Source organism: Bradyrhizobium sp. AZCC 2230, from assembly GCF_036924495.1.
GTDB lineage: Bacteria > Pseudomonadota > Alphaproteobacteria > Rhizobiales > Xanthobacteraceae > Bradyrhizobium > Bradyrhizobium rifense.
In genome coordinates this window covers 3,785,499-3,800,701 of the sequence record NZ_JAZHRS010000001.1, presented here as the reverse complement: position 1 = coordinate 3,800,701, position 15,203 = coordinate 3,785,499, and the positions used below count along the sequence as shown (strand labels likewise).

At 57.6% G+C, this 15,203-nt stretch carries 16 protein-coding genes and 1 pseudogene; 11 read left to right on the top strand and 6 right to left on the bottom strand.

Annotated elements, in window-relative coordinates:
• The first annotated feature begins 69 nt into the window (after positions 1–69).
• The 4 genes from V1280_RS18240 to V1280_RS18225 all read left to right on the top strand — a co-directional run bounded on the left by V1280_RS18240 (position 70) and on the right by V1280_RS18225 (position 3,108).
• Positions 70–864 (top strand): haloacid dehalogenase type II, encoded by a 795-nt coding sequence (locus V1280_RS18240; protein ID WP_334526774.1) that lies wholly within the window; start codon positions 70–72, stop codon positions 862–864.
• A gap of 24 nt (positions 865–888) precedes the next feature.
• Complete coding sequence (locus tag V1280_RS18235; protein WP_334526771.1) at positions 889–1,668, top strand: MOSC domain-containing protein; 780 nt, start codon at positions 889–891, stop codon at positions 1,666–1,668.
• Between the two features lie 217 nt (positions 1,669–1,885).
• Positions 1,886–2,359, top strand: a complete 474-nt coding sequence (locus V1280_RS18230; protein ID WP_334526768.1) for a nuclear transport factor 2 family protein — start codon at positions 1,886–1,888, stop codon at positions 2,357–2,359.
• Positions 2,360–2,718: 359 nt separating this feature from the next.
• Positions 2,719–3,108 carry a PAS domain-containing protein gene (locus V1280_RS18225; RefSeq protein ID WP_334526766.1) on the top strand — a complete coding sequence of 130 codons (390 nt, stop codon included), beginning with the start codon at positions 2,719–2,721 and terminating at the stop codon, positions 3,106–3,108.
• Positions 3,109–3,264: 156 nt separating this feature from the next.
• Here V1280_RS18225 and V1280_RS18220 read toward each other — a convergent pair whose 3' ends face one another.
• From V1280_RS18220 to V1280_RS18205, 4 genes and pseudogenes are all read right to left on the bottom strand, one after another.
• Positions 3,265–3,879: an SH3-like domain-containing protein gene (locus V1280_RS18220; protein ID WP_334526763.1), complete on the bottom strand. Its 615-nt coding sequence runs from the start codon at positions 3,877–3,879 to the stop codon at positions 3,265–3,267.
• 3 nt (positions 3,880–3,882) lie between these two features.
• Positions 3,883–4,399: pseudogene (locus V1280_RS18215) on the bottom strand (nitrile hydratase subunit alpha).
• Positions 4,400–4,631: 232 nt separating this feature from the next.
• Positions 4,632–5,576, bottom strand: coding sequence for an MBL fold metallo-hydrolase (locus V1280_RS18210; RefSeq protein WP_334526760.1), 945 nt, complete (start codon positions 5,574–5,576; stop codon positions 4,632–4,634).
• A 138-nt stretch (positions 5,577–5,714) separates the two neighbouring features.
• The gene (locus tag V1280_RS18205; protein WP_334526757.1) at positions 5,715–6,659 is read right to left on the bottom strand and encodes a pyridoxamine 5'-phosphate oxidase family protein; all 945 of its coding nucleotides are present in this window, start codon (positions 6,657–6,659) and stop codon (positions 5,715–5,717) included.
• A 129-nt stretch (positions 6,660–6,788) separates the two neighbouring features.
• Here V1280_RS18205 and V1280_RS18200 point away from each other — a divergent pair, with 129 nt between their 5' ends.
• Positions 6,789–7,352 carry a TetR/AcrR family transcriptional regulator gene (locus V1280_RS18200; protein ID WP_334526755.1) on the top strand — a complete coding sequence of 188 codons (564 nt, stop codon included), beginning with the start codon at positions 6,789–6,791 and terminating at the stop codon, positions 7,350–7,352.
• A 217-nt stretch (positions 7,353–7,569) separates the two neighbouring features.
• Here V1280_RS18200 and V1280_RS18195 read toward each other — a convergent pair whose 3' ends face one another.
• On the bottom strand, positions 7,570–8,469 hold the full coding sequence (locus V1280_RS18195; protein WP_334526751.1) for a LysR family transcriptional regulator: 900 nt from the start codon (positions 8,467–8,469) through the stop codon (positions 7,570–7,572).
• Positions 8,470–8,588: 119 nt separating this feature from the next.
• On the opposite strand from V1280_RS18195, the gene V1280_RS18190 reads away from it, so the two are divergent.
• The 3 genes from V1280_RS18190 (at position 8,589) to V1280_RS18180 (ending at position 10,266) form a co-directional block, all read left to right on the top strand.
• Positions 8,589–9,023 carry an organic hydroperoxide resistance protein gene (locus V1280_RS18190; RefSeq protein ID WP_334526749.1) on the top strand — a complete coding sequence of 145 codons (435 nt, stop codon included), beginning with the start codon at positions 8,589–8,591 and terminating at the stop codon, positions 9,021–9,023.
• Positions 9,024–9,088: 65 nt separating this feature from the next.
• Positions 9,089–9,808, top strand: a complete 720-nt coding sequence (locus V1280_RS18185; RefSeq protein WP_148776631.1) for an SDR family NAD(P)-dependent oxidoreductase — start codon at positions 9,089–9,091, stop codon at positions 9,806–9,808.
• Positions 9,802–10,266: a RidA family protein gene (locus V1280_RS18180; protein ID WP_334526745.1), complete on the top strand. Its 465-nt coding sequence runs from the start codon at positions 9,802–9,804 to the stop codon at positions 10,264–10,266. Before V1280_RS18185 ends, V1280_RS18180 begins: the two co-directional genes overlap by 7 nt.
• 590 nt (positions 10,267–10,856) lie before the next feature.
• Here the strand turns inward: V1280_RS18180 and V1280_RS18175 are convergent.
• Positions 10,857–11,456 carry a glutathione S-transferase family protein gene (locus V1280_RS18175; RefSeq protein WP_334526743.1) on the bottom strand — a complete coding sequence of 200 codons (600 nt, stop codon included), beginning with the start codon at positions 11,454–11,456 and terminating at the stop codon, positions 10,857–10,859.
• Between the two features lie 501 nt (positions 11,457–11,957).
• Between V1280_RS18175 and V1280_RS18170 the strand changes: the two genes are divergently transcribed.
• The 3 genes from V1280_RS18170 (at position 11,958) to V1280_RS18160 (ending at position 15,149) form a co-directional block, all read left to right on the top strand.
• Positions 11,958–12,212 (top strand): hypothetical protein, encoded by a 255-nt coding sequence (locus tag V1280_RS18170; RefSeq protein WP_334526740.1) that lies wholly within the window; start codon positions 11,958–11,960, stop codon positions 12,210–12,212.
• Between the two features lie 24 nt (positions 12,213–12,236).
• Positions 12,237–13,847 carry a sodium:solute symporter family transporter gene (locus tag V1280_RS18165; RefSeq protein ID WP_334526738.1) on the top strand — a complete coding sequence of 537 codons (1,611 nt, stop codon included), beginning with the start codon at positions 12,237–12,239 and terminating at the stop codon, positions 13,845–13,847.
• 333 nt (positions 13,848–14,180) lie between these two features.
• Positions 14,181–15,149 carry a LysR family transcriptional regulator gene (locus V1280_RS18160; RefSeq protein ID WP_334526735.1) on the top strand — a complete coding sequence of 323 codons (969 nt, stop codon included), beginning with the start codon at positions 14,181–14,183 and terminating at the stop codon, positions 15,147–15,149.
• The last annotated feature ends 54 nt before the right edge of the window (positions 15,150–15,203 follow it).

The following is a 15,203-nucleotide window of genomic DNA, read 5'->3' as shown; positions in this document are numbered from 1 at the left end:
AGGTGCACCGACCTACAATCGTTGTGCCCCGCACTGACCGCCAAAGACAGAGCAACTATGGAAACTCGGATGATCCGTCAGATTGAGCCCAAAACAGCGACCCGCCGTGACTTGTTGCGGATGACCAGCGCGGCCGCTGTAGCAGGGGGAGCCGCGCAGGTGTTCGGCACGGCTGCATCTGCGCAGACGGCGGTGGGAAAGATCAAGGCGATCGGGTTCGATGCGTTCACGATATTCAACCCGCTCTCGGTTGACGCGGTAATTGATGAAATCTTTCCCGGCAAAGGTACTCAGTTGGCCAGTGCCTGGCGCACGCGAATCTTCGAGTATTGCTGGCTCAGAACACTCAACCAGACTTATGTGGATTTTTGGCACATCCTGGACGATGCGTTGGTGTTCGTGTTCAAGGCTGCGAAGATCGAGCTCAAGCCGGACGCGCGCGACAAATTCATGGATGCCTTCCTTCGCGTGAAACCTTGGCCGGAGGCGGTCGAGGCGCTTAGATCGATGCGGCAAGCAGGGATCCGACTCGCTTACGTCTCGAATCTGACCCCCAAGATGCTGACGGAAATGAGCCAGAGCGCCGGCATCCTCGATCTGTTCGAGCACATTTTGAGCACTGATCGCGTGAAGGCTTATAAGCCGGATCCGCGCGCCTATCAGATGGCCGAGGTTGTGTTCAATTTGCCGCGCGAAAATATCGTGTTTGCGGCGTTCGGAGGGTGGGACGCAGCAGGTGCCAAATCGTTTGGCCTCAATACCTTCTGGGTCAATCACGTGAACGCGCCCATTGAGGAGTTGGGTGTGAGGCCTGATGTCATCGGGACGACGCTCACCGAATTGGCAGGATACGTCACTGCATAGCCCCCCTACGACGAAGTGGACGTCATGCCAGCTCAGGTTTCAAGATTATCTAGATACCCGATCAAGGGGCTCTCATCTGAGCCGCTCAACTCGGTGACATTGCAAGCTGGTCGAGGCGTGTCAGGCGACAGAGCATTTGCGTTGGCGCTGCCCACGACCGTGTTTGACGAAAGAAATCCTCAGCCGCTAAGCAAATTCGAGTTCATGGTGCTGGCACGTCAGGAAGCTTTGGCGCGGTTGAAAACATCTTACGACGGCAGCACCGGATTGTTGTCGGTGATCGACGGCAGTGAAGGATTGTCGGCAAACGTCCACTGCGCCGAGGGTCGCGCCGCGATCGCAGCGTTCTTCGCTCGCTTTCTTCCCGAAGATCAAAAATCATCGAAGCCGCGACTCGTCACTGCGGCCAATCATTGCTTCACCGACGTCGGGGTGCACTCGTCCGAGCTCATGCACGCTATATCGGTGCTTAACCTGGCCTCGGTCAGGGACCTCGAAGCGCGTATCGGCGAACGGCTCGATCCGCGCAGGTTCCGGGCGAATATTCTCATCGACGGACTCGACCCGTGGGTGGAGAACGAGTGGCTCGACCACGAGCTAATGCTGGGTGCCGTTCGGTGTCGGGGCATGCGGCTGACCCGCCGTTGTCCCGCCACTGAGGTCAATCCCGACAGCGCAATCCGGGACATCAATGTCCCACGTGAGCTAATGCGTTGTTTTGGTCACATTCATCTCGGCATTTATCTTACCGTGATCAAAGGAGGAGTGGTGCGCATCGGCGACACGGTCACTGCGGCCGGTTAAGCAACCAGCACGACACGATGATCCAGCCTCGTGCGCGTTGCGGGGGCGTTGTCGTCGATCTTGGGGCTGGACGGTGCGCCGGCCGTCCACGAGCCGTTGGTGAAATAACCCGAACAGGCATAGCGATCATAGCCGCGCAGCGAGTAGGGCCCCTCGCAAGTATCTCGAGCAAGCTTGCGTCGTTTTGTTGATCTAAACCTAAAACGAGGAATTCGTCGTGACTGAGACCCGTCCCCCATTTCCACCTTTTAGTCGTGAGACTGCTACGCAAAAGGTACGAGGCGCCGAAGATGGCTGGAATTCCTGCGATCCTGAACGGGTTGCGCTGGTTTACACGCCGAACAGTTACTGGCGAAATCGATCGGAGTTTATTCGAGGTCGCACCGAAATAGTCGCATTCCTTAGTCGCAAATGGGCGAAGGAGCTCGACTACCGCCTGATCAAGGAGCTTTGGGCATTCACGGAGAATCGGATCGCTGTGCGGTTTGCCTACGAGTGGCATGACGATAGCGGAAACTGGTTTCGTTCTTACGGGAACGAAAACTGGGAGTTCGCCGCCAATGGATTGATGGAGAAGCGCTTTGCTTGCATCAATGATCTCCCGATCAAGGAATCTGAGCGCAAATTCCACTGGGATCGTTCACGACCGCGTCCCGTGGACCATCCAGGGCTCTCAGAACTCGGGCTTTGAAGCTCGCGCGCGGCGCGTGGACATGTACGCTCATGGCTGCTGAACTGACGGTTGCTCCGTGCAGCTAGTGTGCTCCGTTTGAGATGGCCTGCGGAGCAACGCCGGCGAATGCCATTGTCTGCGCACGAAGCCCCGAAAGTCGATGGGCCGCGGTGCAACTCGCGCTGGATAACGCCGAAGATGCCGCGCCTAGCAAAAATGCTGGTTTTGACTGATAAGGGCTCATACGAAAGCAAAGCGGACATTGGCCGAAAGCTTGACGCCAGCCGTCAGCTGGTCGACGATCCGTCGCGCCAGGCGGCCCAATCGAACCGCTGGCTTCTTATCCGAAAGGCGTGTCCATGGGAGACCGATCGGAATTGACTGAAAGGATTATCGATCAACTCGCTGACGCGATCATCTTTACGGACCGCCTGGGGGTTATCGTCCGCTGGAACCGCGCTTCTGTTGCTTTGTTCGGCTTCTCTGCGGAGGATGCGCTCGGCCAAAGTCTCGATCTGATTATTCCCGAACATCTGAGGGCCTCACATTGGAGCGGCTTCGAAGCAGCGATCACAAAAGGCACTATGAAGCTCCAGGGCCGTCCGACGCTAACGCGCGCGCTTCACAAGAATGGACGCAAACTATACGTGGAGATGACTTTCGCAGTCGTCAAAGGTGAGGCTGACGATGTGCTTGGCTCGGTTGCCATGGCGCGAGACGTAACGGACCGTGTTGAACGAGAGCGCGCTGCGGCCCGTGCATCGTGAGGCGTCCTCACTCCCGCGACGCCAGCAGTTGCAAGCGGTGGCAACCACCTAAAGTCGTAGAGATTAGGGCCTCGGAGCACGGGGAGTGGATCGAAGGCCCATTTGCAGTCAACGTTCATCTCGATACCAGCAAAGCGAGACTAATTGAGATGTGCGTTACGTCGATTCTAGCTTCTCGAGATAGCTCCAGAAGACTCCCACATGATTCAGAGCGTCGTCGCAGCTATCTGGCCAAAGGTCGCGCGAGCGGAAGCGTACATCACATGTTGGCTCCATCGGAGCCTGCACACCGTGCCCAGCGGAATCCGGAAACGGGTACCGCGGTGAAATGCCAACGACAACCCCGACCTTGCCGCGAATATACCCTGGCATTCGGTGGTGCCCTGGCACGTATTCGTTCCTCACGCGCACCCTGTCGCCGATTTCGAATGTTTGTGGCGGAGCGGCTTGTCGCCCCGGACCGATGAAGCCTGCGAGCGGAAATCCGCCATTGACGTGAGACTCGAGTTCCTCGCGAGCGATGACGCCTTTCTCCACAAGGAGTGTAGCCACAGCGGTCAGATGGCGCTCGTAATAGGGCGCATTGATATAGTGTCGTGGCGCCATACGCTCGATGGCGTGTCGGAACTCATCCATGTTGTGGATGTGACTCTTCAGCGCGAATGCCGAAAGGGCGCGAACCAACGGCTCCCAGGTCTCTTCGTGTGGGCGCGACGGGTATGCCACACGTCCGAAGCCTTGCTTACCTCCGAGGTCATGCATACCGTCCATGGCTTACCTCGCGGTTGCCTGGAGGCGCGAGGCGCCAATCATGGAATCTTGTGTAACGATCTTGGCGAGATCTTCCTCGGACCAGCCAATTGTTGCCGGGGGCTGTACCGGCAGGACCATGTAGCGGTGGTCGGCCGTGGTGTCCCAGACGCGAATCTCGATACTCGCCGGCAGGTCGAGCCCCATCTCGCGGAGGACAGTGCGAGACTCACGGACGACTCTGGCGCGGTAATCCAGGTCCTTGTACCAGTCGGGCGCGGCGCCAATAATCGTATACGCGGTGCAAGAGCACAGCGTGCACACGATGACGTTGTGAACGGCCGCCGTATTTTCGAGGACCACAAGTTTCCTGTGGTGCTTGGGAAAATCGAAACCCATTAGCCAAGGTGGTACCATCAGCTAGCAGTCGTTTGCGGAATGAGGGATCGACCCAGGCACGTGCTACCATGCGCGCGCCGTTGTCGGTTATCCATTCCTCTTCTGCGTGCTCTGTGAAATCGTGGACGAAGGTCTCGGGCATTTCGCCCTTGCGTCTCAAGACGATTTCGAGCGCCGCCGCGCGCTGTTCGGGAGGTGCAACGAGCGGGTTTTGGCCGTGGGACATTGGCTTCCTTCTTCTTTGCAGAGCTGCAGTTCGGGCGACACGCGATTTCGGATGTCCGAACAAGGTGGTCTCGCGGATCAAAAGATGCTGCGCCGAAGACGGCCACCGATTGGGAATCGATGGCCGCCTCCGCCCGCGTCGTGCTTGGTTATGCAGCAGGTACGAAAGTGTAACCTGCGCCGTCCGTCACGATCTTGCCAACGGCCGGGAACGGGAAATGGTAGCCGGTAACGAGCGCCTTGTCGGCCACAGCACGGTCGAACAGTTTGCGCCGCGTTGCTTCCGCAAGCACCGGGTTAGCATCGATTGCGCCGTGCCAGTTCGGGTGCTTCGCGAACAGGGCAGGCATGTTCGTCGTGTCACTCAGCACCATCAGCTGCTCGCTACCTGATGCGACATGGAATGCAGTATGGCCCGGAGTGTGGCCCGGTGCCGCGATCGAGCGGATACCCGGAATAACCTCCGTATCCCACTCGTACTGCTTCAACTTGTCCTTCAGGAGTGGGAACATCGCCTGAAGTCTTTTGGGCAGGCCATGCTGCTTCTCAGGAAGCTTGGTGAAGATGCTTTCATCCATCCAGAACTTGTATTCGTTGCTTGGCACGTAGACGACGGCGTTCGGGAAGGTCGGTGTGTTATCTGGAGCTTTGCTCATAAGCCCGAAAACGTGGTCCGGATGGAAATGCGAAACGATCACCTTCGTGATCTGTTCCGGCTTGATACCGGCTGCCGCCATATTGGCGATCATCGCTCCGGCTGTGGGCTGAAACTGACCGCCCGTGCCGGCATCGAACAGAACCGTTTCGTTGCCGAGCTTGACCAGGGTGACATTGAATGGAATAGGCACGACTTCATTCGCGATTCCAGCGGCTGCCAGCGCGGCTTTGGTTTCTTCAACGGACACATCCTTGATAAACGACGGATCGTGAGGTTTTTCCCAAACGCCATCGTTCAGGATGAACCCCTCGACCTGACCGAACTTGAACGGGCGAAAGCCCTTGCCGGCTTCCGGTCCCTTCTGGGCGAGCGCAGCCTCGATGAACGAGACCGGTTTGGGCAGGCCGAACGCTGCTCCTGCAACTGCTGCCGTCAACAGAGCGTTCCGGCGGGTTAGATTTAGCATCGCTGTCTCCTTACTTGTTCTGCGAAGACGGCCATTCGCGGTCCGCCGGCCGAAGCCGGCATCTCGTGTCAAGCGATCGCAAACTTCCTATTGGGGAATTTTGAAATCCTAACCCTCCGTCCCCAGATGCGGCGAGTAGCTGACAAAGTCGAACAAATGCGGAAATGCACGCTCACGGTTCAAGACGCATTGGATGTCGAGAAAGATGAGCCTCTCGATCCCAGCGGACCGCATCGTCTCCGAAACGTCCCAGCAGATCCTGGCTCTGCCGATGATGTGCAGCATCCGGCCGCTCTGGAAGTCGATGAACAGAAGCCCGGTGCGCGCGTCCGTTTCCAGATTGCCGAGCGTATTGAAGAGCAAGTTGCCACTATAATCCGGAAAGCTAAGTTGGTTTGGCGATATCACCCGCACGAAGCCGGGACGTCCGCCGCGGTGGGAGATGTCGAGACCTTGCGAGGAGTCTTGCGGGTCGAGTTGCGGCGACCGAGATGCAATAAAGAAAGTGTCGGCCTCGGTAATGAAGCTGACGTCGTCATCGCCTAGATGGGAAGCTGTTCGGGCTTCGGGCGCAAGCCTGGAGCAGATCCGCGACCGTTCGCTACGTGCCTGAATGTATTTCGGGCAATTTCCAAAGCTCTGTTGAACCCTGATCGAGAAACCTTCGCCGATAACGCAATTTTCGATGCGGCCGTTGACCCGGTTTCGGCGACGCGTCGAAAGCTCGATTCCGAGGCCCCCGACCGGAGCACCATCTCGAATACACGAATGCAAGGGGTCACCCGGATCGGGCCATGACTTGATGGTAAGGAGATTCGCGTCCGAAGAATTCATGAACCCTGGCGGACCAGACAAAGTGGTGGCCCAGGGGTGTCCGTTCTGGTCCGCCATTCCCACGAGCATAAACGGCAGCGCAGCGAAGAACGCCCGATGCTGCTCCGGCATGTAGTCCCGGATGACCGCGCGCCCCTTGAGTTCCATGCGATCACGCACGCCGGCAAGGCTTTGGATCGTTTGCTCGCCGGCGTGAAAGGGAGACGTGGCCTTCATCATAATAGTACCATCATCGCCGCACGCCTTGAGAAAACATGGCTGATCCCCGTTATCGGCGGTTGTCTTTACATACTAGTAGTTACAGAATACAATCACGTTCGGTTGATTCGGCGCGATCATGAGGATGTCATGAAGGCGAAGGGCGAGCTTGTTAAGGCGGCCAAGAAACTGATGTGGGAGCGCGGTTACGAGGGCGTAAGTCCGCGCGACTTGCTGGAAGAAAGTGGTGCAGGGCAAGGCAGTCTCTATCACCACTTCAAGGGAAAACTGGACCTCGCGTCGGTTGCTCTGGCTGAGGTGTCCGAGGAAATGTGTGAGTTCGCGCGCGAGACCGTCGGAACGGATGGTTCTGGGTTGGATCGCGTCTTCCGCTTTCTCGACGTTGCTCGCGACGGGCTTAAGGGTTGCAGGATGGGTAGATTTGCTTGCGAGTCGTCCATCGCCGAGGCTTCGTTGAGGAAACCGGTCGAACGTTATTTCCGCGAACTGCAACAGCTCCTTGCGGCAGCTCTTCGTGAAGCTCAAGCCAACGGAGAAATCGCGAAACGCCTCGATGCCAGCGAGCTTGCGCTGATGCTCATAACTGTCGTGCAGGGCGGCTTCGTCGTTTCGAGGGTTTACCGCGATCGAAACGCCATCAATCAGGCCACTGAGATGGCCAAGTCCTTGCTCAAACCGCTCCCTCGCCGTTGAGCAGGAGGAGGCAGTCTTCGGGTTGAAATAGAGGCCGGGATCTCGGACAAGTCTCGGAAAAACGCCTGGGAGGCGCCTCCTGGTCAACAGTTACGCGGGACCAATCCGCCGTCGCCAATCTAATATCTCTCAATTCCAGGTTTATATCGCGACCAAGTGGTCATCGCCACCAAGTTCGGTGGCCTTCGCAGCAACGTCGGGATGTAGCCCGTTTCGACTAAGGTAAAGTCCACAGGGGGCTTTTCCAGGCCCTCAACGCTTCAAGGAATACATGTAGCCTTGAAGGCAAGAAATTCCTTGTGGGGTAGACGGCGTGCACTTCGAGTTGCCTCGAAGCCCAGTCGGGCAGCAACCTTACGAGTTCACCTTTTTCGATTTTGTCGTTGCAATAGGTCGATGGCAAAAGACCGATGCCGTGCCCTCGATAAACAAACGTGCTGACGGATTGGAAGTCCCGGCTTGAAATAGGGCCCGCAACCCGGATTTCCGCGCGTTTTCGTCCATTCAGCAATTCCCACTCTGCTTCGTTATTCTTGCCGTTGAGCAAGACACACTGATGTAGCCCGAGGTCGGCGGGCTTGGTTGGAGGCTTGCGATCCTTCAAATATTCGGGGGAGGCGACGACATAACGGACCTGGCTGCCAAGCTTCTTGGCAATCAAGGTCGAGTCTTTCAGCTCACCGAAGCGAATGCCGACATCGACATTTTCTGCGATCAGATCCAGGAACAGGTTGGTGATGAAAAGGTCGACCTTGATCCTCGGATAGAGTTTCAGGAAATCAGAGATAAATTCGAGAAAAGGATCTTGCCCCAAAACCACGGGTACGGAGATATTGAGTGCGCCCTCCGGCTTCCTCTGGGTCTGTGTCAAAACCCGCTCAGCGTCGAACAGGAGGTTCAGCGGCTCACTGCATTCGTGGAAATAATCCTGGCCTTGCGAAGTGAGCGCGAGCTTGCGCGTCGTCCTTTGCAACAGCGTGACACCCAGTTCCGCTTCGAGTGCCGAGACCTTCCGGCTCACGGTGGAAACCGGCATGCCAAGAGCGTGCGAAGCACGGCTAAAGCTTCCGAGCTGCGCGACCTTCACAAATACAGCAATGTCATTCAGATCAGCCATTTTCGCGATTTTTCCATAAATGGAAATGTAATTCCAGATATTTCCGCCTAATCAATCAAGCCGGCAGCTCCCATTCTCCCTCCTACCAGCGACCGACACCGCATGAAGAGGAGAACGCGATGCCAACCAATGTCTTATACAGAACCAATGCCACAGCGACGGGAGGCCGTGTCGGTCATGCCGCAACGCCCGACGGAAACCTGAAGGTCAGCCTGACCCGGCCCAAAGAACTGGGTGGCGATGGTGCCCCGGGCACCAATCCGGAGCAGCTGTTTGCCGCCGGTTATGCTGCCTGCTTTCTCAGCTCCATGCAGTTCGTCGCCACGCAAGGTGGCCCGAAGGTGCCGGCCGATACCACCGTCAAAGCAACGGTGGGAATTGGCCCGCGTGCCGAGGGTGGTTTCGGTCTTGAGGTCGGCCTAGCGGTTCTTCTGCCCGGGCTGGCAAAAGCTGATGCTGAGACGCTGGTGCAGAAGGCTCATCAGATCTGCCCCTATTCGAATGCGACGCGGAACAGCCTCGACGTGCGCGTAGACATCGTCGCAACGCAGTGAAGTTTCGAGCGGAAGGTTCAAGCGACTGACCTTCCGACGACCAATCCAAAACAACGGAGAACATCATGAGCAAGACAGTTATCGTAACAGGTGCTTCCCAGGGTATCGGTGCCGGCGTCGTGAAGGCGTTCCTCGACAAGGGCTACAACGTCGTTGCGACATCTCGCAGCGTGAGCAAGTCAAAGGAACTGCCGACGTCCGCCAAGCTCGCGCTGGTTGACGGCGATATCGGTGACGCATCGGTGGCCGCGAAGGTTGCTCAGACCGCAATCAGCAAGTTCGGTTCGATCGACGCGCTGGTCAACAATGCCGGCATCTTCTTTCCCAAGGCATTTACCGATTACACGGGTGAAGATCTGAAGAAGCTGTCGTCAACCAACCTGGAAGGCTATCTTTACATCACGCAGCATGCCGTGAAGCAGATGCTGGCCCAGAAATCGGGCGGCAGTGTCGTCGGCGTCACCTCGTCGCTGGTCGAAAACCCGATCGCAGGCCTAACCGTATCGGTGCCGATGATCACCAAAGGCGGCCTGGAGGCCATGACCCGCAACCTGGCAGTCGAATATGCGAAGCAGGGCATCCGCTTTAATACGGTCGCGCCCGGCATGGTGGACACCCCCCTGCACAAGGACGATCCGCACGAGTTCCTGAAGACTCTTGCCCCGTTGGGCACGGTCTCCAGCGTCAAGGACATCGTCGATGCGATCGTCTATTTGACCGAAGCGCAGAATGTTACCGGTGAATCGCTGCACGTTGATGGCGGCGCGCATTCCGGAAGATGGTAAGCGCGGAAGTCAGCCTGCGGGAGTTGGGTATCCAACTCCCGCAGGCACCCAAGCCTTTCGGCGCGTACGTCGAGGCAGTGCAGACCGGCAATCTGCTGTTCCTGACCGGCATGCTACCCGTGGTAAATCAGAAGCCGAAGTTTGCTGGACGTGTCGGCAAGGAACTAGACGGCGCGGCAGGCCGGGAGGCGGCGCAGCTTGCGGCCCTCAATGCCTTGGCTGTTGCCAGAGAGAGGCTAGGATCGCTTGACAAGGTCACACGCGTTGTCAGGCTTGGCGTCTATATTGCGACCTCGGGCGATCTTGTTGATCAGCCAAGGGTGGCGGACGGTGCCTCTGAACTGTTCAACAAGGTGTTTGGCCCGGACAAGATGTCAGCTCGGCTTGTGATAGGCGTTGCAAGGTTACCGATGGACACGCCGGTCGAATTAGAGGTCATCCTGGAGACGAAGTCGTAAGTTGCGGACCGACCTCAGCGGAGTGCTGATGTCGGTCTCAACTATCGCGTCGAAGTCGATGGGTAGAAGTGAGACCTTCACGCGACGAGAGGGTTTCTCCGCCAACTGGCGGAGTGGTTTGAGCTTTTGACCGTACCAAGCCATTTGCGGAGCCAAGGGTGCTTCGCCATCCACTCGCGCGGGGGCTACTTCCGCATACTCCAGGAGATCCTCGCAGACAGCCTTCGTGAGGTGCAAACTAACGGCGAGCTCGTGAAACGTCTCGACGCCAGCGAGCTAGCGATGACAGCTCATCGCTGTGGCGCAGGGCGGCTTCGTCGTTTCGAGGGTCTACCGAGATAGGAACGCCATCAATCGAGAGAGCGACGGTAAAATTCGCTGCTCAGATCACTGCAGCGGACATAATGACATAAAAAGCGCCGGGACCTTCAAGAAGATCCCGGCGAGTCTGGGAGAACGCACCAGAAGGGTGGTGATCTCCTTTGCCAGTCAAAAGCGACCGGCTCCGCCGAGGGGCAGCGGATTGAGTGTGGCAAGCCTGCACAATTGTACGACGGCTAACGAGCAAGCCGCTGTTCTCGGAACTCTGATCACTGAGGATGCCTTGTGCTTGCGATGCTCAGCCGCAAAGCTAATTGCTCGTGCCAGGCTGTCAGGTGAGGTCGTTGCGATCGCCAGGGGCGGTCGCCGAAGCGAAAGTCAAGATATTCAAGTGCGCAACCGACTGTTATGGTGCCGAGATCGGGATCGAGTGCCGGCGCGTTGGCGTCAAGGACGTCGAGGATCTTGCCGATCCGACCAAACTGAGCGTCGACCCATCCGCTCCAGCGGTAGCCTTCAGGCCGTAGGGTTTCTTGGCGGCAGACTACAGCCCGGTCCATGATGTCCAGGCCAAACAGTTCGAGCTTAAGCACTTGCCGGCGAGCTGGCCCAAGCGCCGGCAGCAATCCACCGTCTGCGAACTCGTCCAGGTACTCACAGATCAGGCTGCTATCGAAGAGAGTCTCGCCAGTATTCAATTGAAGCGTCGGTATGCGGGTCAACGGATTGAGTGCCGAAAGCTCAGAGTTCTCTTTGGTCGGCACCGCGGATGTCTCAATGAGTTTGACACGATCGTCGATCCGCAGCTCCTTGGCAACTACCACGACTTTTCGCGCGTAGGGGGAGTTCGGCGACCAATAGAGCTTCATAAGAATCTCCCGAGAAGAACCTATGAGTTGATGCCGTCGATGCCATGGTTGCGTCGGAATCGCCGGTTGGTGGTTGCCGCCGTCGCATGGTCAAGTACGGAGCATCTTCTTGATGGAAACGTCGATCATCATTTGGGTCGTTCGTGAGCACATCCACCACTCGTGCCGTCGCCAGATGTTTTCCAGTTCGGCTTCCAAAACTAGCCTATGAACTTGATATGTGCAGGCGAAGCGATTTGAACTGAACGTGGTATCTGTCGCGTCGATAGGACGGGGGCCGGAGCTCCGCGACCGGTCGATCGGTGGTGCTGAATCGCTCCGGCAGAGCCGTGCAGGGCGATCGATAGAGCTTGCGAATGCAAGATCGGCCGTCCGCCAATCTCAGCAGAAGATACGGCTATCTCGAAAATGCGTTTGATGGTGGCGCCAGCGGTTGCCTAGCGTTGAACCGACACGATCGCAAAATATGCGACGCAAATAATTCAATGCAGGGTAGGAAATATGCACAGAACCGCTGAAGTGCGTCCATTGCGCGCTGCTGCCAACAGGCCAGATACGCTCCGCGTCCGGTTGATGCTCGCGATGATCCTCGCGTATTTGGGGATGATGGCCTTCGTGATCTACAGCGCGCGGCACCCGGAGCCTGCCGCCATTGCTTCAACTACCTTTAGTCCAGCGATGATCGCGTTGGCCAGTTGTATGGCTGTCAGCGTCATCCTGACCGGGTTGTTCGTGTTCATGCGGCACGGAGATTGAGTGATGCGTATGTTACGGAATGGCATGAGCCGCCTCCTGCTCGCGATTGCATATAGCATCGGTATTGGCGGATCGGCGTACTCAGCGCAGTCGGAGTCTCAAGTTCGCCAAGCTGACGGTTCGACCATCTTGTTCTTCGTAGTCTTCGCAGTGCTTACGCTGCTCATCAGCTTCTGGACGGCGCGCCGCGCAACCAGTTCATCGGAATATCTTACGGCAGGAAGCTCAATCTCGTCAGGACAGAATGGATTGGCCATTGCGGGCGATTACATGTCGGCCGGCGCCTTCCTCGGACTGTCAGGTGCAATCTATGCTTCCGGCCTGGACGGAATGTTCCTCGCCGCAAGCTATTTGGCCAGTTGGCCTATTGTGCTGTTTCTCGTTGCGGAGCCACTGCGTCGCCTTGGGAAGTATTCCTTTGCAGACGTGCTGACTCATAAACTGAGAGAGCGGCCGGTTCGTATTCTGGCCGGTTCGTCTACCCTCGTAATCGTGAGCTTCTACCTCGTCGCGCAAATGGTCGGCGCTGGCGAGCTTATCTCCTTGCTGTTCGGAATTGGTTATACGCCAGCGATCATCATGGTCGGCGCGCTCATGATTGTGTTTTCGACCCTCGGCGGCATGCGCGCCGCCACATGGGTGCAGATCATCAAGGCCATCCTGATGATTGGCGGAAGTTCCATGATCGCGGCGCTGGTCCTGGTTAGGTTCGGATTTGATATGTCGAACCTCTTCAAGACGGCGGTGAGCAATCATCCGATCGGCCACGGGATCATGGATGTTCGTGGTTTCGCCCAGGATGGAGTTGCGACTCTGTCGCTAGGCGTCGGGGTCCTGTTCGGTACGGCCGGTCTGCCTCATATCCTAATGCGCTTCTTCACGGTTAGCGACGAGCGCGCAGCGCGTCTGTCAGTGTTCTACGCGACCTGCCTGATCGGCCTGTTCTTTGTAATGCTGTTTTTTATCGGATATGGCAGTATCGCGCTCCTCCGTGGCGATGCCACCTACGCCAGCGCCAATGGCGCACTCTTTGGCGGAAATAATCTGGCTCCCATCCACCTGGCGAGGGCCGTTGGCGGAAGCATTCTAGCGGGATTCATCTCTGCGGTTGCGTTCGCGACGATCCTGGCAGTCGTCTCCGGACTGCTCATAGCGGGTGCTTCGTCAGCTGCCAACGACCTCGTCGTCGGTTTGTCCGGACGGCAACTTACTGAGCGCACGCGGCTCCAAGTGTCGCGGATCTCCGCGGTGGCATTGGGAGTGCTCGGCATATTGCTCGGACTGGCATGCGAGGGCCAGAATGTGGCTTACCTGCTTGCGCTTGCGACGGCGATCGCAGCCAGCGCCAACTTCCCCTTGCTGATCCTGGCAATCTACTGGGAGGGCCTGACGACTCGTGGTGCAGTCATCGGTGGCACCTTCGGGCTTATCTCATCGGTTGTTCTAACGGCCATGGGCCCGACGATCTGGTCAAAGGTGCTGGGTCTTGGTCCCGCGATCTTTCCGTACGACTCTCCGGCGCTCGTCACCTTGCCACTGACGCTGCTTGTCTGCTGGCTGGTATCGATCACCAAGGCAGAACCTGAGGGGGATTGGCGCCTAACGGGACCATCCGTTGCGCGATACGTGGAGTAGATCGATGTCGCGTCGATAAGGCTGGTGGCCAAGATCTTGGATCGATCGACCAACGGCGATGGATAGCTTCGATGGGCTGTGCGAATTAATCAGCCAAGCCGGGGATTCCCGCGTAGGCCGCCCGCCAATCTCCAGAGAAGATAGGGCTATCTAGAAAAACCGTTTGATGGTGGCGCTAGCGACTGCCTAGCCTTAATCAATATGGTCGCGGAATCTGCGATGCATAGTCGAGTGCGGGAAAGAGTTCGCGATCCGCCAGGGACTTGTCGAACTGCGCATACCTCGTTCGTAAGCTGAGGCGTTGATCGACATCTCGTGTCAAGTGGTGGGTAAGTGGACCGTATCGACGCTATGAAGATCTTTGTTGCCGCCCTCGATGAGGGAGGCTTGAGGAAGGCGGGACGCAAGCTGGGACGATCGCCGGCTGCGATAAGCCGGGCGCTCGCGTCTCTCGAGGCGCACGTAGGCGTTACCCTTCTTCATCGCACGACGCGGTCGTTCAAGCTGAGCGAAGCGGGGGAACGCTATGCGATTGTATGTCGCCGCGTCATTGCAGATCTTGACGAAGCTGATCTCGTCGCGGCAGGTGAACGGTCGACCCCGCGTGGCACGTTGACCATAACAGCTCCGGTCGCAGCGGGAGAAGATATCTTGCGTCCGGTATTGGACGAGTTCATGGACGTCTATCCAACCGTCTCCGTCAGACTATTTTTGCTGGATAGACCGGTCAAGCTTATCGATGAGGGCATGGATATCGCCTTGCGAATCGGCAATTTAACCGATTCCGCGCTCGTCGCGATCCGGTTGGGAGAGGTTAGGCGCGTCGTAGTGGCGTCGCCCCAGTATTTGTCGGTGCATCCGAAAATCGAAGAGATCGCTGATCTTGCAAAGCACAAGATCATCGCAATGACTCACTTCGGAATCGATTCGTGGAGCTTTCCGCCGGCGAAGGGATCGTCGATACCCCGTTCGGTGCAATTTACGCCACGCCTGGTGGTGAATAGTGTTCGCGGTGCTATCGCTCCGGCCGTCGAGGGGCGAGGCGTCACCCGGCTCTTCTCCTACCACATTGCGGAGCAACTTTCGCAAAACAGGCTACAAATCCTTCTCGCGCAGGACGACGCTTCCGCGGTTCCTCTGCATCTGATTTCCCCACAGGGGCGGCTCGCTGTCCCCAAAGTGCGGGCTTTCGTCGATTTCGCCGTGCCACGTCTCAAAGCGCAATTCTCCCGCCTCTCGACAGATGCCGTGATTCAACAAGGCATCATTCGTGCACGCCGCGAAAGAATGTCTTCCGCCTAGCGAGTATTGGCGGCGTCAGGTGTTTGCGAAAGAATCCAGCGACCTTCGGAAGGC